The 19,594-nt window shown below is 68.8% G+C and carries 20 protein-coding genes; 8 read left to right on the forward strand and 12 right to left on the reverse strand.

Annotated elements, in window-relative coordinates; genetic code table 11:
* Positions 1-8: 8 nt before the first annotated feature.
* A complete protein-coding gene (locus tag QF027_RS15320) occupies positions 9-1,172 on the reverse strand; it encodes an HpcH/HpaI aldolase/citrate lyase family protein (RefSeq protein ID WP_306981972.1) in 1,164 nt (387 codons plus the stop codon).
* Positions 1,173-1,378: 206 nt separating this feature from the next.
* On the opposite strand from QF027_RS15320, the gene QF027_RS15325 reads away from it, so the two are divergent.
* Complete coding sequence (locus QF027_RS15325) at positions 1,379-2,176, forward strand: TerD family protein (RefSeq protein WP_306981971.1); 798 nt, start codon at positions 1,379-1,381, stop codon at positions 2,174-2,176.
* A 6-nt stretch (positions 2,177-2,182) separates the two neighbouring features.
* Here QF027_RS15325 and QF027_RS15330 read toward each other — a convergent pair whose 3' ends face one another.
* The 6 genes from QF027_RS15330 to QF027_RS15355 form a co-directional block, all read right to left on the reverse strand.
* Positions 2,183-2,920 (reverse strand): TerD family protein, encoded by a 738-nt coding sequence (locus QF027_RS15330; RefSeq protein ID WP_062042516.1) that lies wholly within the window; start codon positions 2,918-2,920, stop codon positions 2,183-2,185.
* Between the two features lie 87 nt (positions 2,921-3,007).
* Positions 3,008-4,156: a DUF475 domain-containing protein gene (locus QF027_RS15335; protein ID WP_306981965.1), complete on the reverse strand. Its 1,149-nt coding sequence runs from the start codon at positions 4,154-4,156 to the stop codon at positions 3,008-3,010.
* Between the two features lie 125 nt (positions 4,157-4,281).
* Positions 4,282-4,857, reverse strand: coding sequence for a TerD family protein (locus QF027_RS15340; protein WP_306981964.1), 576 nt, complete (start codon positions 4,855-4,857; stop codon positions 4,282-4,284).
* A 125-nt stretch (positions 4,858-4,982) separates the two neighbouring features.
* Positions 4,983-5,558 (reverse strand): calcium homeostasis/redox stress adaptation protein, encoded by a 576-nt coding sequence (locus tag QF027_RS15345; RefSeq protein ID WP_030323468.1) that lies wholly within the window; start codon positions 5,556-5,558, stop codon positions 4,983-4,985.
* Between the two features lie 96 nt (positions 5,559-5,654).
* Positions 5,655-6,113 (reverse strand): peroxiredoxin, encoded by a 459-nt coding sequence (locus QF027_RS15350; RefSeq protein WP_306981961.1) that lies wholly within the window; start codon positions 6,111-6,113, stop codon positions 5,655-5,657.
* Between the two features lie 110 nt (positions 6,114-6,223).
* A complete protein-coding gene (locus QF027_RS15355; protein ID WP_020116104.1) occupies positions 6,224-6,655 on the reverse strand; it encodes a DUF3052 domain-containing protein in 432 nt (143 codons plus the stop codon).
* 343 nt (positions 6,656-6,998) lie between these two features.
* Here QF027_RS15355 and aceE point away from each other — a divergent pair, with 343 nt between their 5' ends.
* Positions 6,999-9,731, forward strand: a complete 2,733-nt coding sequence (gene aceE, locus QF027_RS15360; RefSeq protein WP_307075101.1) for a pyruvate dehydrogenase (acetyl-transferring), homodimeric type — start codon at positions 6,999-7,001, stop codon at positions 9,729-9,731.
* A gap of 80 nt (positions 9,732-9,811) precedes the next feature.
* Positions 9,812-10,549 carry a potassium channel family protein gene (locus tag QF027_RS15365; protein WP_307075104.1) on the forward strand — a complete coding sequence of 246 codons (738 nt, stop codon included), beginning with the start codon at positions 9,812-9,814 and terminating at the stop codon, positions 10,547-10,549.
* Between the two features lie 425 nt (positions 10,550-10,974).
* Here the strand turns inward: QF027_RS15365 and QF027_RS15370 are convergent, their stop codons facing one another.
* Together QF027_RS15370 and QF027_RS15375 are read right to left on the reverse strand one after the other, a co-directional pair.
* Positions 10,975-11,286, reverse strand: a complete 312-nt coding sequence (locus QF027_RS15370; RefSeq protein WP_057615275.1) for a hypothetical protein — start codon at positions 11,284-11,286, stop codon at positions 10,975-10,977.
* 261 nt (positions 11,287-11,547) lie between these two features.
* On the reverse strand, positions 11,548-13,164 hold the full coding sequence (locus QF027_RS15375) for an MFS transporter (protein ID WP_307075105.1): 1,617 nt from the start codon (positions 13,162-13,164) through the stop codon (positions 11,548-11,550).
* Between the two features lie 66 nt (positions 13,165-13,230).
* On the opposite strand from QF027_RS15375, the gene QF027_RS15380 reads away from it, so the two are divergent.
* From QF027_RS15380 to QF027_RS15390, 3 genes are read left to right on the forward strand one after another with little or no spacing between them, the layout of a single operon-like run.
* Positions 13,231-13,866, forward strand: a complete 636-nt coding sequence (locus QF027_RS15380; protein ID WP_306981950.1) for a TetR family transcriptional regulator — start codon at positions 13,231-13,233, stop codon at positions 13,864-13,866.
* A 54-nt stretch (positions 13,867-13,920) separates the two neighbouring features.
* Complete coding sequence (locus QF027_RS15385) at positions 13,921-15,138, forward strand: alpha/beta hydrolase (RefSeq protein WP_306981948.1); 1,218 nt, start codon at positions 13,921-13,923, stop codon at positions 15,136-15,138.
* 58 nt (positions 15,139-15,196) lie between these two features.
* On the forward strand, positions 15,197-16,054 hold the full coding sequence (locus tag QF027_RS15390) for a DUF4429 domain-containing protein (protein WP_306986705.1): 858 nt from the start codon (positions 15,197-15,199) through the stop codon (positions 16,052-16,054).
* Between the two features lies 1 nt (position 16,055).
* On the opposite strand, the gene QF027_RS15395 is transcribed toward QF027_RS15390, so the two are convergent.
* Positions 16,056-17,072: an aldo/keto reductase gene (locus tag QF027_RS15395; RefSeq protein WP_307075107.1), complete on the reverse strand. Its 1,017-nt coding sequence runs from the start codon at positions 17,070-17,072 to the stop codon at positions 16,056-16,058.
* The gene (locus tag QF027_RS15400; RefSeq protein WP_057615289.1) at positions 17,069-17,533 is read right to left on the reverse strand and encodes a MerR family transcriptional regulator; all 465 of its coding nucleotides are present in this window, start codon (positions 17,531-17,533) and stop codon (positions 17,069-17,071) included. Before QF027_RS15400 ends, QF027_RS15395 begins: the two co-directional genes overlap by 4 nt.
* A gap of 97 nt (positions 17,534-17,630) precedes the next feature.
* Here QF027_RS15400 and QF027_RS15405 point away from each other — a divergent pair, with 97 nt between their 5' ends.
* Together QF027_RS15405 and QF027_RS15410 are read left to right on the forward strand one after the other, a co-directional pair.
* Positions 17,631-18,101 carry a GNAT family N-acetyltransferase gene (locus QF027_RS15405; RefSeq protein WP_307075109.1) on the forward strand — a complete coding sequence of 157 codons (471 nt, stop codon included), beginning with the start codon at positions 17,631-17,633 and terminating at the stop codon, positions 18,099-18,101.
* A 19-nt stretch (positions 18,102-18,120) separates the two neighbouring features.
* Positions 18,121-18,936 carry a serine hydrolase domain-containing protein gene (locus QF027_RS15410; RefSeq protein ID WP_307075111.1) on the forward strand — a complete coding sequence of 272 codons (816 nt, stop codon included), beginning with the start codon at positions 18,121-18,123 and terminating at the stop codon, positions 18,934-18,936.
* Here the strand turns inward: QF027_RS15410 and QF027_RS15415 are convergent.
* Positions 18,933-19,586 carry a pirin family protein gene (locus QF027_RS15415; protein ID WP_307075113.1) on the reverse strand — a complete coding sequence of 218 codons (654 nt, stop codon included), beginning with the start codon at positions 19,584-19,586 and terminating at the stop codon, positions 18,933-18,935. The genes QF027_RS15410 and QF027_RS15415 overlap by 4 nt on opposite strands.
* Between the last annotated feature and the right edge of the window lie 8 nt (positions 19,587-19,594).

Consider the following 19,594-nt stretch of genomic DNA (forward strand, 5'->3'; position numbering starts at 1 on the left):
CACGAATGTCAGCCGGAGATTCCGGCGGCGAGCAGCTCCACGAAGCCGATGTCCTCGTTGGCCACCCCGAAGACCTCGGCGCGCAGCAGGGTCCGTTCGGCCCAGGCGCGATGCGGCTTCACTTCGTTCATTTTGTTCGTGTACTGCGACCTCAGCACCCCGCCGCCGCCGCGCTCGGGCCGCAGGATGTCCTGCGCGTCACTGAACTCCTCGTGGCTGACCACGGACAGTGCGTGCACGGGCAGCACGTGGGAGGGGTGGATGCAGGTCTTGCCGAGCAGTCCGTTGGCCTGGTCGAGGGTGATCTCGCGCAGCAGGCCGTCCATGGCGTGCTCGATGAGCGCCTCGCGCAGTTCCTCGGCCTGTCCCTCCAGGAAGGGGCTACGGCGCAGCTGCGGCTTGAACATGCGCTCCTGGACCCGGAAGTACTCCCAGACCGGCCCGGTCACGGTGAAGCCGGTGCCGTCGGCGCGGCCCAGCATGTTCACCACGTCGGCGATCACGGAGGCGACGATCTGGACGTCCCAGGCGGTCATGTCGGGGGCGCGGCGCAGGCCGTAGGAGGAGCAGAAGTCGGTGACGCCGAGGCGCAGCGCCAGGACCCGGTCGCGGTACTTGTCGACCGCGCGCGCGATGCCCTCCAGGGTCTCTACGCGCGTCTCGCGGTAGAGCAGCTCCGGAGACTCCAGCACGGGCATGGCGAACAGCCGGTGTCCACTCGCCACCTCGGCGGCGGAGAGCGCCTCCAGGAAGGGGATGCCGCGTTCCTCGGTGAACTTCGGGAGCACGAATCCGGACAGCAGCCGGACGGCGGGACCGAGCCGTCGTACGAGATCGGGGATCTGCTCGGGGTGGCGGACCCGGATGAAGAGCAGTGGCAGGTCCACCTGCCGGTCCGCGAGGTCCGTGAACTGCCGGACGAGGTTCTCCTCGCCCTCCGCGACGTCGTCGTCACCGATCGAGTCTTCCAGGCACAGCACCATCGAGACCACGCCGCGTCCGGTCTGCTTGACGATGTCGTCGGCGAGCCGCGGCCGCGTGGCCGGACTGTAGAGCGTGGCGCCCAGAGCCGCGGAGAGCAGCCGGGCCGAGGAATCGGCGGTGAACTCGCAGGGCTCCTGGTGGAAGAGGCGCTGACGCACCTCAGGGGCGATGTGCCCGAAATGACGCATATGACTCCCCCGTGACGGCTGTGCCGCCTGTGAACCGTTCACAGGTGGCCGGTAATAGTACGTAGGTACCCATGTCTGAGGTTCCCACCGGGCATGAATTTCAGGTAACGCAGACAAACACGACCTTGTCGACACCGGTACGACATGAACCGGTGCCCCGCACCCCCGCGTTGTCGTGACCAGGACCGAGAGGGCAGGATGACCGCATGACGCACGCCATGCTGAAAGGGTCGAACGTCCCGCTGGAAGCCACCACGGTACGTGCCGTGCTGCGCTGGGCGCCCGGGCAGGGGGTCCCGGTCGTCGATGCCTCGGCGCTCCTCCTCGGCCCCGACGGTCGTGTGCGATCCGACGAGGACTTCGTCTTCTACAACCAGCCCCGGCACCCCTCCGGGAAGGTCTGGCTCCTCGGCAAGAAGCGCGTCGCCGAGGGTCCCACCGACACGATCCAGACAGATCTGGCCGGTGTCGAGCCCGAGGTCAGCCAGATTCTCCTGGTCGCGTCGGTGGACGAAGCGTCGGTGGACAACGCCACCTTCGGCCGCGTGCAAGGCCTGCGCATCCTGTTGTACGACGCCTCGGTCGCCGACGGCGAGCCGCTGCTCCACTTCGACATCAAGCCCGAGACGGGCGAGGAGACCGCCCTGATCTGCGGCGAGCTGTACCGCCGCGGCGAGGGCTGGAAGTTCCGCGCCCTGGGCGAGGGCTACGCGGAGGGCCTCCAGGGACTGGCCACCGACTTCGGCATCGTGGTCGACGAGTCCGACTCCGCGGAGACCCCGTCCCAGCCCGAGGCCACGTCGTTCCCCCTGCCCCCGGAGCAACCGGCCCAGTCGGCCGCCTCGGTCCCCACGCAGCCGGCCTACGGCTACCCCCAGCAGGCGACTCCGGCGACAGCCCCCGTACCGGCGTCGGGGTACGGCTACCCGCAACCGGTGACTCCGGTACCTGCTGCGGCGGAGTTCCGTATGCCTCCCCAGGGGCCGCAGTTCATCGGACGGTAACGGCCCTCACCGGTCCGCCTTCGCCTTGTAACCCCGCCCCCACTGAAGCCCCCAGCCGTACAGCCGGTCCAGCTCGCCCTGGAACCCGTACACGAACTGCACCTCACGCCGCACGATGAGCTCGCCCTTGACGTTCTCGATCATCACCACCGCACAGGACCGGGCCTGAGGGTGCCGCTCGTCGAGACCTATCTCGATCCGCGGCCCATTGCTCGGGTACAGCGTCACGATGGCGTGCGTACGGTCGAACGCCGGCGTCTGGTCGTAGATGTACACGAAGACCAGCAGCCGCTTGATCTGGTCGCGGTGATCGAGGTTGACGTACATCGTCTCGCCGGACGCCGACCCGAACCGGTCGTCCCCGCTGAGTTTCACGTACGGCGGCGCGTTGACGTCCCCCAGCAGGCCGCCGAGCGGCTGGACGACGCCCTTCGTGCCGTCGGCCAGCTCGTACAGGCACCCCAGGTCGAGGTCGACGTTGACCATGCTCTGGCTGTGCCCGAGGACCTCCGGCGGCTTGAGCGCCTTGAAGGGGTGCCGCAGCAGCGACTCCCGCTGTGAGCCCCCGATGTCGGAGGTCCGCATCCGCCAGGTCAGGTTGACACGGAGGTTCCCGGTCGCCGCGCCCTGCTTGGTGAGCGAGACCCGGTTGTGCCGCTTGGTCAGTTCGATCGCGTTGCTGGCCGCGCTGCCCGAGTCGAAGTCGACCTCGCGGCCGCCCCGGAGTCCGTCCAAGAAGCCCATTCCCGCCCCCATGTTCACTTTGGAGAAACCGGCGGGGCGGCCGGAGGCCGGCCGCCCCGCTCAGAGCGTTCCTCACCAGGAAGGGTGTCACACCCCGGACGAGACCTCAGTCTTCTCGTCCGAGCCCTCGGCTTTTCCCTCGGCGGCCGCCAGTGCCCTGTTGCGGCGTACGGAGGACAGGAAGGACCAGCCGATCAGGAGGACACCGACGAGACCGGTGATGATCTCGTGGATCTCGTACTGGATGGTGACCATGAGGATCACCGCGAGGGCGCCGATCGCGTAGTGGGCTCCGTGCTCCAGGTAGACGTAGTCGTCGAGGGTGCCCTGGCGGACCAGGTACACGGTCAGGGACCGGACGTACATCGCGCCGATGCCGAGGCCCAGCGCCATCAGGACGATGTCGTTGGTGATGGCGAACGCGCCGATCACGCCGTCGAACGAGAACGAGGCGTCGAGAACCTCCAGGTAGAGGAACATGAAGAACGCGGCCTTGCCGGCCATCAGGACCGCCGACTTGGGCTTGCCCTCGCGCTCGGCCTGTTCCTCCTCCTCGTGCTCGCGTTCCTCGTCCTCTTCGAGCTTGTCCTCGAAGTAGCCGGACAGGCCCCCGACGACCATGTAGGTGATCAGACCCGCGATACCGGAGATCAGGACGGTCTGCGCCTTGTCGACATGCGCGCCGCCGTGCTGGTGGGCGTGGGTCGCGAAGGTGAACGCGGTGACCAGCAGGACGACCAGCGCGATGCAGACCGACAGCATGTCGACCTTGCCGAGCTTGGCCAGCGGCCGCTCCAGCCAGGCCAGCCACTTGATGTCCCGGTCCTCGAAGATGAAGTCAAGGAAGATCATCAGCAGGAACATGCCACCGAACGCGGCGATCGCCGGGTGCGCGTCGGTCACCAGCTCCTGGTAGTGGTCCTTGTTGTTGAGGGCGAGGTCGACCGCCTCGATGGGCCCCATCTTGGCGCTGATCGCGACGATCACGACGGGGAAGACCAGCCGCATGCCGAACACGGCGATCAGGACACCGACCGTGAGGAAGATGCGCTGCCAGAAGGCGTTCATCTTCTTCAGGATTCCGGCGTTGACCACCGCGTTGTCGAACGACAGGGAGATCTCGAGGATGGAGAGGATCGCCACGACACCGAAGCCCTCCCACCCCCCGTAGAGGACCGCAGCGACCAAGCCGAGCGCGGTGACCGCGAACGACCAGCCGAAGGTTTTGAGAACCACTGGCTACCCAATCCGTACGTGTACGGGATTCCCCCGTGCCGCACTCGGCTTTACGAAACTTTGAAGCGAAGTGTAGTCGGGCGCCCTCGAGGCCCCACCCTGCCCCGGCTTTTGCTCATATCGCGTTACGAGACGTTGACTCCGAAGTCGAGAGCGATGCCCCTGAGGCCCGACGCGTACCCCTGCCCCACCGCCCTGAACTTCCACTCGCCCTGGTAGCGGTAGAGCTCGCCGAAGATCATCGCGGTCTCGGTGGAGGCGTCCTCGGAGAGGTCGTAGCGGGCCAGTTCCTGGCCGTCGGCCTGGTTGACCACACGGATGAAGGCGTTGCTGACCTGGCCGAAGGTCTGGCCGCGGTTGTCGGCGTCATGAATCGACACCGGGAAGACGATCTTGTCGCACCGGTCCGGCACCTTGGAGAGGTCGACCAGGATCGACTCGTCGTCGCCCTCGCCCTCACCGGTGAGGTTGTCGCCGGTGTGCTCGACCGAGCCGTCCGGGCTCTTGAGCTGGTTGTAGAAGACGAAGTACTCGTCACCCAGGACCCGCCCGTTGCTGCACATCAGGGCGCTGGCGTCGAGGTCGAAGTCGGCTCCGGTGGTGGAGCGCGCGTCCCAGCCGAGTCCGACCATCACCTGGGTGAGGTTGGGGGCGGCCTTGGACAGGGAGACGTTCCCTCCCTTGGCGAGCGTGACGCCCATGTGCTGTTCCCTCCCCGAGAGTGTGCTTCTGTGCTTGTCCTGCACGTCCGGCGCCGCACGCAAACGGTGCGGCGCCGGACGAAGAGAGCCGGGGCCGGTCCGAGGGCCTGCCCATGGGACAGGTACTAGACGTTGACGCCGAAGTCCTGGGCGATCCCGCGCAGACCCGAGGCGTAGCCCTGGCCGATGGCGCGGAACTTCCACTCGGCGCCGTTGCGGTAGAGCTCGCCGAAGACCATGGCGGTCTCGGTGGAGGCGTCCTCGGAGAGGTCGTAGCGGGCGATCTCCGCCTCGCCGGCCTGGTTCACGACGCGGATGAACGCGTTGCGCACCTGGCCGAAGGACTGCTGGCGGTTCTCGGCGTCGTAGATCGAGACCGGGAAGACGATCTTGTCGACGTCGGCCGGGACCGCGGCGAGGTTGACCTTGATCTGCTCGTCGTCGCCCTCGCCCTCACCGGTGATGTTGTCGCCGGTGTGCTCGACGGAGCCGTCCGCGCTCTTGAGGTTGTTGAAGAAGACGAAGTTGGCGTCGCTGGCGACCTTGCCTGCCGAGTTCAGCAGCAGTGCGCTGGCGTCCAGGTCGAAGTCGGTGCCGGTCGTGGTGCGGACGTCCCACCCCAGACCGACGATGACCGCGGTCAGGCCCGGGGCCTCCTTGGTCAGCGATACGTTGCCGCCCTTGCTGAGGCTGACTCCCACGAGTCCTCCATAGGTTTGCTGGTTGTGATGCTGCCGGATCAACGATTCGATCCTAGTGACGGGTTCCCGAACCACGCAGTCCCTGGAGGCGGACAATCACAGGGTGTCGAGCGCCTTGACGTACTCGTTCAGGTCACGGGCGTCCGGCAGGGCGTTGACGACGGTCCAGCGGACCACGCCCTCCTTGTCGATGACGAAGGTGCCGCGCACCGCGCAGCCCTTGTCCTCGGCGAAGACACCGTAGGCGCGGGAGACCTCGCCGTGCGGCCAGAAGTCGCTCAGCAGCGGATACTCCAGGCTCTCCTGCTCGGCGAAGACGCGCAGGGTGTGGATGGAGTCGTTGGAGACGGCGAGCAGCTGGGTGTCGCGGTCGGAGAACTGCGGCAGGTTGTCACGCAGTTCGCACAGCTCACCGGTGCACACGCCGGTGAAGGCGAAGGGGTAGAAGAGCAGCACGACGTTCTTGCTGCCGCGGAAGTCGGACAGCTTCACGGCCCGGCCGTGGTTGTCCTTGAGCTCGAAGTCGGGGGCCTTTTCGCCGACCTGGATCGCCATCGCGTGGATGTCCCTTCGGGAGGCTGTTCGAGTGACGCAGCCACCCTACGCAGCGATCATCACGGGTATGCGGACGGGCCGGTCACGCCGGCCCGTCCGGTCCCACAGGGCTACTTCTTGGACTTGGCCGCCTTGGGCGTCACCAGCCGGCTGCCGCTCCAGTCCTTGCCCACACTGACGCTCTTGGAGGCGGACAGGCCTGCCGTCGTCGCGGCTTCGGAGATGTCGCTCGGCTCCACGTAGCCGTCCCGGCCGGTCTTCGGCGTCAGCAGCAGGATCGAGCCGCCCTCCTCGATGTACGTGGTGGCGTCCACCAGCACATCGGTCAGGTCGCCGTCCTCGTCACGGAACCAGAGCACCACGGCATCGGCGACGTCGTCGTAATCCTCGTCCACAAGGTCGCTGCCGATGACTTGCTCGATGGCCTCGCGGAGTTCCTGGTCTACGTCGTCGTCGTAGCCGATCTCCTGGACCACCTGCTCGGGCTGGAACCCCAGCCTCACGGCAGGGCTCGTCTCCGCGTGGTCCGCGGTCGCGCTCACGGGTTGCCTCCTGATCATGTCTTGATGATTGTCTCAGCCACGCGCGTGCGCGAAGCATTGGCCGTAGTCCACACGGGCGGGACGGATCGCGCAAGTACCCGGCGTTTCAGACCGCCGAAACGGTGACGTTCCGGAACGTGTCGACGCAACTTAAGGCACATCATCGCGGTCGCGTCGTGACACATGCCACACCTTTCTGCCCTCTTTGCGTGTTTGGGAACCATACCCGGGCGAGGAACCCCGGGTTACCACGGAGTAGAGATGACGTTTGGCCCCCCGAGGTACACGATGGGGAGCGGTGCAGACATACAGAAATACGGCCCTCTGACAGGTAAGGAACAGCGTGGCTTCCGGATCCGATCGCAACCCGATCATCATTGGCGGCCTTCCGAGTCAGGTTCCTGACTTCGATCCCGAGGAAACCCAGGAGTGGCTCGACTCCCTCGACGCCGCCGTGGACCAGCGCGGCCGGGAGCGAGCCCGCTATCTGATGCTGCGGCTCATCGAGCGGGCCCGCGAGAAGCGCGTGGCCGTGCCGGAGATGCGCAGCACGGACTACGTCAACACGATCCCCACCAGGGCGGAGCCGTTCTTCCCGGGCAATGAGGAGATCGAGCGGAAGATCCTGAACGCCACCCGGTGGAACGCGGCCGTGATGGTCTCGCGTGCCCAGCGTCCCGGTATCGGCGTCGGCGGCCACATCGCCACCTTCGCCTCCTCCGCGTCCCTCTACGACGTCGGCTTCAACCACTTCTTCCGTGGCAAGGACGAGGGCGACGGCGGCGACCAGGTCTTCTTCCAGGGCCACGCCTCCCCGGGCATCTACGCGCGCGCGTTCCTGCTGGACCGCCTCACCGAGGACAACCTCGACGGGTTCCGCCAGGAGAAGTCGAAGGCCCCGCACGGCCTGTCCTCGTACCCGCACCCGCGGCTGATGCCGGACTTCTGGGAGTTCCCGACCGTGTCGATGGGCCTCGGCCCGATCGGCGCGATCTACCAGGCGCGGATGAACCGTTACATGCAGGCGCGCGAGATCGCCGACACGTCCAAGTCCCATGTCTGGGCGTTCCTCGGCGACGGTGAGATGGACGAGCCGGAGTCGCTCGGCCAACTGACCATCGCCGCGCGCGAGGGCCTGGACAACCTGACCTTCGTCGTCAACTGCAACCTCCAGCGCCTCGACGGCCCGGTGCGCGGCAACGGCAAGGTCATCCAGGAGCTGGAGTCGGTCTTCCGGGGCGCCGGCTGGAACGTGATCAAGCTGATCTGGGACCGCACCTGGGACCCGCTGCTCGCGCAGGACCGCGACGGCATCCTCGTCAACCGGATGAACACCACCCCGGACGGCCAGTTCCAGACCTACGCCACCGAGTCCGGCGCCTACATCCGCGATCACTTCTTCGGCGACGACCAGCGCCTGCGCGCGATGGTCGAGGGCATGACCGACGACCAGATCCTGCACCTGGGCCGCGGCGGTCACGACCACAAGAAGATCTACGCGGCGTTCAAGGCGGCCGTCGAGCACAAGGGCCAGCCGACGGTCATCCTCGCCAAGACCGTCAAGGGCTGGACGCTGGGACCCAACTTCGAGGGCCGCAACGCCACGCACCAGATGAAGAAGCTGACGGTCGCCGACCTCAAGGGCTTCCGCGACCGGCTGCACCTGCCGATCTCCGACAAGGAGCTGGAGTCGGGCCCGCCGCCCTACTACCACCCGGGCCGGGACTCGGAGGAGATCCAGTACATGCACGACCGCCGGCTGGGTCTCGGCGGTTACGTCCCCACGCGAGTCGTGCGCTCCAAGCCGCTCGCGCTGCCGGACGACAAGACGTACGCGACCGTGAAGAAGGGCTCGGGTCAGCAGTCGATCGCCACGACCATGGCGTTCGTACGACTGCTCAAGGACCTCATGCGGGACAAGGAACTCGGCAAGCGGTTCGTGCTGATCGCGCCGGACGAGTACCGCACCTTCGGCATGGACTCGTTCTTCCCGAGCGCGAAGATCTACAACCCGCTCGGGCAGCAGTACGAGTCGGTCGACCGTGAACTGCTGCTCGCGTACAAGGAGTCCCCGACCGGGCAGATGCTGCACGACGGCATCTCGGAGGCGGGCTGCACGGCGTCGCTGATCGCGGCGGGTTCGGCGTACGCCACGCACGGCGAGCCGCTGATCCCGGTGTACGTCTTCTACTCGATGTTCGGTTTCCAGCGCACCGGTGACCAGTTCTGGCAGATGTCGGACCAGCTGGCGCGCGGTTTCGTGCTGGGTGCGACCGCGGGCCGTACGACTCTGACCGGTGAGGGGCTGCAGCACGCGGACGGGCACTCGCAGCTGCTCGCCTCGACCAACCCGGGCTGTGTGGCGTACGACCCGGCGTTCGGGTTCGAGATCGCGCACATCGTGCAGGACGGTCTGCGCCGGATGTACGGCCCGGACAGCGAGGACGTCTTCTACTACCTCACCGTCTACAACGAGCCCATCCAGCACCCGGCCGAGCCGGAGAACGTCGACGTCGAGGGCATCCTCAAGGGCGTCTACCGCTTCTCCGAGGCCACCTCGGGGTCGATTCCGGCGCAGATCATGGCGTCGGGTGTGGCCGTGCCCTGGGCGGTCGAGGCGCAGAAGCTCCTCGCCGAGGACTGGAACGTCAAGGCGGACGTCTGGTCGGCCACCTCCTGGAACGAACTGCGGCGCGAGGCCGTGGCCTGCGAGGAGCACAACCTGCTGCACCCGGAGGAGGAGCAGCGGGTGCCGTACGTGACGCGGAAGCTGGCCGGGGCGCAGGGGCCGTTCGTGGCGGTGTCCGACTGGATGCGCGCGGTTCCCGACCAGATCGCGCGGTGGGTACCGGGCACGTACCAGTCGCTGGGAGCGGACGGGTTCGGCTTCGCGGACACCCGGGGTGCGGCGCGGCGGTTCTTCCACATCGACGCCCAGTCGATCGTGGTGGGTGTGCTGACGGAGCTGGCGCGGGAGGGGAAGGTGGACCGTTCGGTGCTGAAGCAGGCGATCGACCGGTACCAGCTGCTGGACGTCTCGGCGGCGGACCCGGGGGCCGCGGGCGGCGACGCGTAACCGCTGCGCTCGGCCGGAACGGGTGAAGGGCGGTGGAGCTGCGGCTCCACCGCCCTTCACCGTTTCCTTACGATGCGGTCATGAAGGAACAGTCGGCGCAGGTCCGTTGGGAACAGCACACCCAGCGGCCCCTACTGGCGCTCGCGGTGCTGTTCGCCGTCGCCTATGCCGTGCCGATCGTGGACGCCTCGGCGGGACGGTCGTTGACGGCGGTGTGCACGGCGGTCGAGTGGGTGGTGTGGGGGGTCTTCGCCGTCGACTACCTCGTGCGGTTGTCGCTCTCGCGGGACCGGCGCGGATTCGTACGGCAGCACTGGATGGACCTGTGTGCCGTGGTGCTGCCGCTCATACAGCCGCTGCGGCTGCTGCGCCTCGTCTCCACCCTGCTGCTGGTGGGGCAGCGGGCGCGGATGGCCTCGCAGATCCGGGTGACGACGTATGTGGCCGGGGCGGTCGTGGGGCTGCTGATGTTCGGGTCGCTGGCGGTGCTGTCGGTGGAACGGGACGCGCCGAACGGGAACATCCGCACGTTGGGTGACGCGGTGTGGTGGTCCTTCACGACCATGACGACCGTGGGCTACGGCGACCACGCCCCGACCACCGGACTGGGCCGGATGGTCGCGGTCGGGCTGATGCTCTCCGGGATCGCCCTGCTGGGTGTGGTGACCGCGAACATCGCCGCCTGGTTCATCGAGCGGTTCGAGAAGGACGACGTGGAGGAACGCCGGCAGACGGAGGCGATCCAGGCCCTGACGGAGGAAGTACGGGCACTGCGCGCGGAGGTCCAGGCCCTGCGGAAGACATCCGTCGGCGGCTGACGGAGGCCCTGGCTCGCAGACGCAGGTGGGGCACCGGGTTGTCGCCGTGGCAGACCGGCACGCTCCGGGGACATCCAGGCGGGGATTCCCCGCCACCCCGGCCACGGCCCACCGCCCCGAACCACAGAGCCGCCTGAGACCACCCGAGCGCGCGACATCGTCCCGGCGCATCCCGACGGGCTGCCCCACCGCCACGACACGACGTCCGAACCCCGGTCGGCGTGAACGAGCGCGCAGACCTGGGCCACCGCAACCACGGCCGCGGACCACCGGCCCGAAGCACGGAGCCGCGCGAGGCCGCCCGAGCGTGGGGCGTCTCGCCCGCGGACGCCGGCGATGCTTCTCAGCGCCGCGCACCTGCATCGGCAGAGCGAGAGCGGGCCCCCGGTCGTCCCACCGGGGGCCCTTCCCTCACGCGCCCCGGGTCAGAACAACCCGCTGCCCGGGGTGGCCGCTCCGACGAGCCAGATGATCGCCAGGAGCGTGTCGATGGCGCCCAGTACGAAGGCGACCAGAGCAGGCCAGGCACGGTTGCCGCCCGACCAGGTGCGGCCCATGGCGAGCCAGCCGCAGACGATCGCCACGGGGCCGAGGATGATCCCCAGCACGAAGAATCCGGCGATCGCGCAGATGACTCCGATGATTCCGAGCGTCGCGCGATCCGGCCCGGTCCGTGACCACGTCCGGCCACGTGATCGGGGGTACCTGCGCGTTCCGTGTCCGAAGCCCGCCATCATCAACTCCCTGACACCCTTGATTGGTTGGGTTCGTCTCGGGTTCAACGATGCGAGTACCCCCGGCGCAGCGGTTAATCCTCCGGCCTTGCGGCGCGCCACCCCCCTCCGGCAGCGCGCCGCAGCGCCGTCCGTCCTCCCATGCCGTGCGGAGGACTTGACCCACTGTGACCTGCGGCGCGTACCGAGGGCGAGAAATCTTTAGCCTCTTCACCCTGATAGGCGAAGAACACTGAAGCCCCGTCAGTTCCCGGATGGCGGGCGTCAGATGTGGCCCACGCCCGCGCCCGCCTCCGCGTTCTCGCCGCGCTTGGTGAGCAGGGCGACGAACACCGCCACCACCGCGACCCCGGCGGCGACCAGGGACGCCAGGCTCATGCCGGAGATGAAGGTGTCGTGGGCGACGTCGGTGATCTTCGCGACGATCGCCTCCGGGGTCCCCTTGGCGACCGGGGCCACGCCCACCTGGACCGCCTCGGACGCCTGGTCCAGCTGGGTCGGCGTGAGCGCCGGCAGACCCGCGTCCTTCCAGTTGGCCGCGAGGTCGCCGTCCACCTTGGAGGCCATCACGGCGCCGAGGACGGCCGTACCGAGGCTGCCGCCGATCTGCATCGCGGCCTGCTGGAGACCGCCGGCCACGCCGGAGAGCTCCATCGGCGCGTTGCCCACGATGACCTCGGTGGCGCCCACCATCACGGGCGCGAGGCCGAGACCCAGCAGGGCGAACCAGAGCGACATCACGGCGCTGCCGGTGTCCGTCTCCAGCGTCGACATCCCGAACATGGCGATCGCGACGGACGCCATGCCGCCGGCCAGGGGCACCCGCGGGCCGAACTTGGTGATCATGGCGCCCGCGAGCGGGGAGCCCACGATCATCATCCCGGTGAGCGGGAGCAGGTGGAGACCGGCGTCGATCGGGCTCATACCGTGCACGTTCTGCAGATAGAAGGTCACGAAGAACAGGCCGCCCATGAACGCGATCGCCATCAGGACCATGAGGACCACACCCGCCGACAGTGCCACCGAGCGGAACAGCGCGAGTGGGATCAGCGGCTCCTTGACCTTCGTCTCCCAGACGGCGAACAGGACGAATCCCACGAGGGACACGGCGATGAAGGTCCAGGTCAGTCCGTCGCCCCAGCCCCAGGTCGGGGCCTTGATGAGCGCCCACACCAGGCAGAACATGGCGCCGGACAGCAGGGCTATGCCCAGGATGTCGAAGGAGCGCGGGGCGTTCTCGGCGCGGTGGTCGAGCAGGATCAGCACGCCGAGGACGAGGGCGAGGACACCCACCGGCACGTTGATGAAGAACACCGACTGCCAGTTGACATGTTCGACCAGGACACCGCCGAGGATCGGGCCGCCGGCGGTGGAGGCGCCGATGACCATGCCCCAGATGCCGATGGCCATGTTGAGCTTCTCGGCCGGGAAGGTGGCCCGCAGCAGACCGAGCGCGGCCGGCATCAGCAGGGCGCCGAACAGTCCCTGGAAGACGCGGAAGAGGACGACCGCGGCGATGCTGCCGGACAGACCGATCGCACCCGAGGCGGCGGCGAAGCCAACGACACCGATCAGGAAGGTCTGGCGGTGGCCGAAGCGGTCACCGAGCTTGCCCGCGGTGATCAGGGCGACCGCCAGCGCGAGGAAGTAGCCGTTGGTGATCCACTGGACGTCCGCGAAGCTCGCCTTGAGGTCGGCCTGGATGGCCGGGTTGGCGATGGCCACGATGGTGCCGTCGAGGGCCACCATCATGACCCCGACGGCCACGGTCAGCAGGGTGAGCCAAGGGTGGCCGCGCAGCCCCGAGGCGGGCGGCTGATCCGACGAGGCCGATGACGCCCCGTCCCCCGGTCCCGTCGTGTCGATCGTCTGACTAGTCATGCGATCGAGGCTAATGACAGCCACTGACAATTGACAAACCAGTTCACAAGTCGGTAACTGACATCAATGGAATCACTCCGCGAACGCAAGAAGCAGCGCACCCGAGAGGCATTGCTGCGGGTCGCCATCGAGCTCTTCACCACCGAGGGCTACGAGCGGACGACCGTCGACGACATCGCCGACGCCGTCGGGGTCTCGCAGCGCACCTTCTTCCGGTACTTCGCCGGCAAGGAGGATGCGGCGCTGGCGCTCGACGAGATGACGGTGACGCGCTTCGTCGACGCCGTACGCGCGCGTCCGTCGCACGAACCCCCGCTGGAGGCGCTGCGGCAGGCCGTGCTGGAAGGCTGGGACACCCTGCACGAGGTCGTCGAGTCGGTCGTGCCGGTGGCACGGTTCCTGGCCATGTACCAGGTGATCGAGTCGACGCCCGTCCTGCTCGCCGCCCATCTGCGGCGCTCGGCGGAGGTCGAGGAGGTGCTCACGCGCGTGCTCGCCGAACGCGAGGGCCTCGACGCGGCCACCGACCCGCGACCCAGGCTGCTGGTGGCCGTCTTCAGCGGTGTGATGCGGGTGACGGAACGGCAGTGGCTGACCGACGGGGAGTGCAGTCTGGAGGCCATGCGCGCGTTGACGGTCTCGCACCTGGAACTGCTCGGTCCCGCGCTGACCGGCAAGTGGTTCCCTTACACCAAAACGTGATCCCCGTCACTGGATTAACCCGAGACCGTCCCGTTCTCCTAGTGTGTCCTTTCAGTGACTTCCTTCGACACCTCCCCGCAACTCAACGTCTGGCGCGCACTGCTCGCGCTGGCCGTGGTGTTCGTGATGCTGGCGACCACCGGCTGGACCGCGCTGCGCAACCAGAGGGAGGCCACGCCGCTCCAGGCCTCGCTCGAGTCCTGGGCGCACGGTCGCCTGCACGGATACCCGCTGCCCGACCCCGACACCGCCCCCGCCCAGCTCACGCGCTTCTTCGCGTCGCTCACCTCCCAGGAGCGGGTCCGCCTCGCCCAGCGCTACCCGCTCGCGGTCGGCAACATGAACGGCGCCCCCGTCAAGCTGCGCTACCAGGCCAACCGCCTCGCGCTCCTGCAGGCCCGTGCCGTCGAGCGCACCCGCATGCACGACACCCGGCTCACGCCGTCAGGTCAGCAGGAGGCGGGCCGCCGTATGCACCGCTTCGAGTCGCTGACGGCCCCGGAGCGCCACATCCTCGCCTTCGACCCCGAGGGCTCCGGCCGGGTCGCCGAGGTCTTCGGCGATCTCGGCACGGCGGAGCGGATCTCCCTCGTCGTGCCCGGCGTCGACACCAACCTGCTCACCTTCCAGCGCACCAGCCGCGGTTACTCCGCTCCGGTCGGCATGGCCAAGGCCCTTTACCAGGCCGAACGTGAGGCGAGCCCCGCCACGCGTACGGCGGTGATCGCCTGGGCCGACTACACGGCACCCGCCGGACTCGGCATCGACTCGGCCACCGCGATGCGCGCCGAGACCGGCGCCGTCCGGCTGAACGCGCTGGTGCGCGCACTGCCCGGCAGCTCGCCGGTCTCCCTGTTCTGCCACAGCTACGGCTCCGTGGTGTGCGGGGTGGCCGCGCACACGCTGCCCGACCGGGTGGCCGACATCGCGGTGGCCGGCAGCCCCGGGATGCGGGTCGCCAACGCCTCCCATCTGCGCACCACCGCGCATGTGTGGGCGATGCGGGACGCCGACGACTGGATCCAGGACGTGCCGTACATGGAGGTCGGCGGGCTCGGCCACGGCGCCGACCCGGTGTCCTCCGCGTTCGGCGCGCGTGTGCTGTCCGCGCGAGGTGCGGACGGTCACGCCGGTTACTTCGAGCCCGGAACGGAGAGCCTGCTCAACTTCGCCGAGATCGGCATTGGCGCATACCGCTCGGTGTACTGCGCCCACGAGGACGAAGCCTGCCGCGCCGGTTTGTCCGGCACGGCCACGGCCGGACGCGCGTAGAGACTGCAGGAAGTGCGGTCTGCGCGAGGAGGGGACGAAGGAGCTCGTGCCGAATACGATGACCCGCATGGGTGACGTACTGGCCGGATTTCATGCCGCCTGGGAGTTCGAGTCCGACTCCGTGCTCATCCGCTACGAACGGGGGATTCGAACACCGAAGCTCTTCCAGGCGCTGGGAGAGCGGCGCATCCCCCTGGAGGCGATCTCCGGGGTGACGCTGACTCCCGGCAAGCGGGGCACGGTGGTGTTGCACGCCGAGCCGCGACCGGGGGCGGATCCGCTCATGGAGGCGGCGGCGGGGCAGCTGAAGGAAGGGTGCGATCCGTACCGGCTGGTGCTGCCGGGCGACAAGGAGACGCTCGCCGAGTACTACGCGGACGAGTTGCGCACGCTCCTGAAGGAGGACGACGAGCCGGCCGAACGATTCCTCGTGCCGGCGCCCGAGGTGCCGTTGCAGTTCAAGGCGTACGACGGGAAGGCGTCCTTCGACGGCCGTACCGTGCACTTCCGGTGGTTCTGGACGGGAGCGTCCTCGGCGAAGTGGAAAGCCGGCGACCAGAGTTTCCCGGTGTCCGAGCTGACCGGGGTGGAGTGGCGGTCGCCGGAGGTCTTCGAGGGGCATCTGCGGCTGCTGCGCGGGGAGCCGGGGCCGGTGCAGGCGGATCAGGATCCGGCGGCGGTGGTGTTCGGGCTCGGGTACGGGCCGGTCCATGAGTCGCTGCCGTTCGCGGCGGCGGTCCTGGCGGCCGTACGCCAACGAGGGCCCGCGGCGGCGGTCCCGGCCGTGACCGCACCGCGCCGGGACCCCGCCGACATCGCCGAGCGCATCCGCCACCTCGGAGAACTGCACCAGGCAGGCCTGGTCACCGACGAGGAGTTCTCCGTGAAGAAGGCGGAGTTGCTGGCGGAGCTCTAGCTCACTCCCGGCCCGCGGACGAGAACCGCATGTCCGCGTACCGGTCGCCCGCCACCTGTGCCGCGATCGGCTCCAGGAGCTCCAGCTCCTCCTTGGTGAGCTCGATGCCCGTCGCCGCCGCGTTCTCCTCCACCCTGGCGGGCTTACGGGTGCCCGGGATCGGGATCACCGGGAGGTCGTGCACCGTCGTCTGTTGCTGGACCCAGGCCAGGGCGATCTGGCCCAGGGAGACGCCGTGGGCCTCGGCGACGGTACGGATCGGCTCCAGCAGGGCCGCGTTCGCCGCCGCGTTCTCGCCCGTGAAGCGGGGCTGCTGGCGGCGGAAGTCGTCGGCGGTGAGGTCCTTGTCGGCGTTGGTGAAGGACCCCGTGAGGAAGCCACGGCCGAGCGGCGAGTACGGCACGAGCGCCACGCCCAGCTCGCGGGCCGCCGGGACCACCTTGGCCTCGATGTCACGGCTGAACAGGGACCACTCCGACTGCACGGCGGCGATGGGGTGCACCGCCTGCGCCGCACGCAGCTCCGCGGCGGTGACCTCGCTCAGGCCCAGGTGCTTGACCTTGCCCTCGCGCACCAGCTCGGCCATGGTGCCGACGGACTCCACGATCGGCACGTGCACATCGCGCCGGTGCATGTAGTAGAGGTCGATCGCGTCGACGTCGAGGCGCTTCAGGCTCGCCTCGACGGCCTGGCGGATGTACGGCGGGTCGTTGCGGATGATCCGCCGGGTCGGGTCCTCCGGAGGGATCGACAGGGCGAACTTGGTGGCGATCACGACCTCGTCGCGGTGGGCCTTGAAGAACGGGGACAGGAACTTCTCGTTCTCCCCGTTGCCGTAGGCGTCCGCCGTGTCGTAGAGCGTGATGCCGAGTTCCAGGGCCCGCTCCAGGGTGGCCCGGGACTCCTTCGCGTCCGTGGGGCCGTACGCGAAACTCATGCCCATGCAGCCGAGTCCCTGGGCGCCGACCTCGGGACCGGTGTCGCCGAGCCGTGCGGTCGGGATCGTGCTGTCCGTCATCCTGCCTTCTCCGTTTCATAGGTGCGACCGGCATCGGCGTAGAAGCTGATCTTCCGGTCGAGCACGGCGAGCGTGTCCTGGAGCTCCGCGATCCGGGACAGAACATCCCGGCGGGTCGTCTCCAGGAGCTCGAACCGTTCGGTGAACGTGTGGTCGCCCTCCCGCACCAGTTCCGCGTAGCGCACCATGTCGGCGACCGGCATGCCGGTGAGCCGGAGCTTGCCGACGAGGTCGAGCCAGTCGAGGTCGCGGTTGCTGTAGCGACGCTGGCCGGTGTGCGAGCGGTCGATGTGCGGCATCAGCCCGATGCGCTCGTACCAACGCAGGGTGTGCGCGGTCAGGCCGGTGAAGTCGACGACCTCGCTGATCGTGTAGCTGTCCTGTCCCGCCGGGCGCCGGTGGGGGTGCGGCGGAGCCGCGCAGCTGTCGGTCCTGGTACCTGTGGTCTCCATCACCGTCATGACCCCAACGCTATGGCCTTGGAGTGCACTCTAAGCAAGCGGAACCGGTAAGAAATCGGCGGGACGGCTCTCGGGTGCGATCGCTAACGTGCGGTGCATGAGTCTCGTACGCCGTGCCACGACCGAGGACGCCGAAGAAGTACTGCGGCTGCGCCAGGTGATGATCGACGCGCTGCCGGGCGGGGACGGCTCCACAGCGTGGCACACGGAGGCGCTGCCGTCGCTGCGGGGGAGGCTGGCCGAGGCCGACGGGGACTTCGCGGCCTTCGTCGTCGACCACCCGGACCGGCCGGGGACGCTGGCGGCACTGGTGGTCGGGACGGTCGACTACCGGATCGGGAAGGCGGTCAATCCGCACGGCGTGGCCGGGTACGTCTTCAGCGTCGCCACCGACCCGGACGCGCGTCGGCGCGGCTACGCGCGCGCGTGCATGGACGAACTGCTGGCGTGGTTCCGTGAGCGGGGCGCCGGTCAGGTCATGCTGACCGCGTCCCCGGAGGCCGAGCCGCTCTACGTCTCCCTCGGCTTCGTCCACAAGCCGGACCCCACGATGATTCTCAAGCTCTGAGCGGCTTAGTCTCGACGGCATGTCCTTGCAGAGCCTCGCGTTGATCGAAAACTGGCCGGTTCCCACCGCTGCGGCGGGGGTGGTGCGCGGCGACGGCACGGTCCTCGGTGCCCACGGTCCTGTCGACCGGCGCTTCCCGCTGGCCTCGGTCACCAAGCCGCTCGCCGCGTACGCCGTCCTGGTCGCGTACGAGGAGGGGGCGATCGAGCTGGACGAGCCGGCCGGGCCGAGCGGATCGACGGTGCGTCACCTTCTCGCGCACACCTCGGGGCTGGCCTTCGACGAGCACCGGGTGACGGCTGATCCCGGGGAGCGGCGGCTGTACTCGAACGCGGGTTTCGAGCAGCTCGGCGACCATGTCGCCAAGGCGACGGACATTCCGTTCGCGGAGTATCTGCGGCAGGCGGTGCTGGAGCCGCTGGGCATGGCGTCGACGTCCCTGGAGGGCTCCCCCGCGAAGGACGGCGTGTCGACGGTCGAGGATCTTCTCCGGTTCGCGGCGGAGGTGCAGGCGCCACGGCTGCTGGACCCGCGCACGGTCGCGGAGGCGATGACGGTCCAGTACCCGGGCACCAAGGGCGTGCTCCCCGGCTACGGGCACCAGAACCCCAACGACTGGGGCCTCGGCTTCGAGATCCGCGACGGCAAGTCCCCCCACTGGACGGGCTCTTCGTCCTCGCCGCGCACCTTCGGGCACTTCGGCCAGTCCGGCACGTTCCTGTGGATCGACCCGGACGCGGGGGCGGCCTGTGTGGCGTTGACGGACCGCGCGTTCGGACCGTGGGCGGTCGAGGCGTGGCCGGCGTTCACCGACGCCGTCCTGGCCGAGTTCTAGGACATCTCCCACACCAGCAGCTCGGCCGGGGTCGCCGCCACCACGTCCAGCTCCTTGGCGTCGGTGACCCGGGCCGCGTCGCCCGGCCCCATATCGTCGCCGTCCAGCCGCACTTCGCCCCGCACGACATGGACGTACAGATACGGCCCGTCCGGCACCGCGGTCCGCTCCCCCGCGGCCAGCCGCCGCACGTGGAGCATCGCGCCCGCCTCCGGGACGGCGTACGGCGTCGAGTCGGCGATCCCTCGGACGATCTCGTACGACGGCTCACCGCCCGGCTCCAGGGGCGCCAGCCAGGTCTGCACGAAGGTCAGCGGGGTCTCGGCGTCATTGCGCTCGACGTGCCGGACGCCGGCCGCGGCGCTGAGCCGCTGGACGTCACCGGCGCGTACGACCGTCTCGTGCCCCGTCGAGTCCCGGTGCGTCAGCTCCCCCTCGACCACCCACGTCACGATCTCGGTGTGGCTGTGCGGATGCTCGTCGAACCCGGCGCCGGGCACGAGCCGCTCCTCGTTGCAGGCGATCAGCGCGCCGAAGCGGAGGTTGTCGGGGTCGTAGTGCGGCCCGAACGAGAAGGCGTGCCACGACTCGATCCCGGTCCCCGGGTCCCCGCCTGGGTAGCGCTCCGTCGCGCGCCGTACGTCCGTCACGGGACCAC

Origin of the sequence: Streptomyces canus, assembly GCF_030816965.1 — a bacterium.
GTDB lineage: Bacteria > Actinomycetota > Actinomycetes > Streptomycetales > Streptomycetaceae > Streptomyces > Streptomyces canus_E.

What these genes read in the sequence shown, in the direction of transcription:
- QF027_RS15340 (WP_306981964.1), bottom strand. Translation starts at nt 4,857, where the DNA reads ATGGGCGTCACGCTCGCCAAGGGAGGGAACGTCTCCCTGTCCAAGGCC.
- QF027_RS15320 (WP_306981972.1), bottom strand. Translation starts at nt 1,172, where the DNA reads ATGCGTCATTTCGGGCACATCGCCCCTGAGGTGCGTCAGCGCCTCTTC.
- QF027_RS15405 (WP_307075109.1), top strand. Translation starts at nt 17,631, where the DNA reads ATGAGTCTCGTACGCCGTGCCACGACCGAGGACGCCGAAGAAGTACTG.
- QF027_RS15395 (WP_307075107.1), bottom strand. Translation starts at nt 17,072, where the DNA reads ATGACGGACAGCACGATCCCGACCGCACGGCTCGGCGACACCGGTCCC.
- QF027_RS15370 (WP_057615275.1), bottom strand. Translation starts at nt 11,286, where the DNA reads ATGATGGCGGGCTTCGGACACGGAACGCGCAGGTACCCCCGATCACGT.
- QF027_RS15400 (WP_057615289.1), bottom strand. Translation starts at nt 17,533, where the DNA reads ATGACGGTGATGGAGACCACAGGTACCAGGACCGACAGCTGCGCGGCT.
- QF027_RS15350 (WP_306981961.1), bottom strand. Translation starts at nt 6,113, where the DNA reads ATGGCGATCCAGGTCGGCGAAAAGGCCCCCGACTTCGAGCTCAAGGAC.
- QF027_RS15375 (WP_307075105.1), bottom strand. Translation starts at nt 13,164, where the DNA reads ATGACTAGTCAGACGATCGACACGACGGGACCGGGGGACGGGGCGTCA.
- QF027_RS15330 (WP_062042516.1), bottom strand. Translation starts at nt 2,920, where the DNA reads ATGGGCTTCTTGGACGGACTCCGGGGCGGCCGCGAGGTCGACTTCGAC.
- QF027_RS15390 (WP_306986705.1), top strand. Translation starts at nt 15,197, where the DNA reads ATGACCCGCATGGGTGACGTACTGGCCGGATTTCATGCCGCCTGGGAG.
- QF027_RS15365 (WP_307075104.1), top strand. Translation starts at nt 9,812, where the DNA reads ATGAAGGAACAGTCGGCGCAGGTCCGTTGGGAACAGCACACCCAGCGG.
- QF027_RS15380 (WP_306981950.1), top strand. Translation starts at nt 13,231, where the DNA reads ATGGAATCACTCCGCGAACGCAAGAAGCAGCGCACCCGAGAGGCATTG.
- QF027_RS15410 (WP_307075111.1), top strand. Translation starts at nt 18,121, where the DNA reads ATGTCCTTGCAGAGCCTCGCGTTGATCGAAAACTGGCCGGTTCCCACC.
- QF027_RS15325 (WP_306981971.1), top strand. Translation starts at nt 1,379, where the DNA reads ATGACGCACGCCATGCTGAAAGGGTCGAACGTCCCGCTGGAAGCCACC.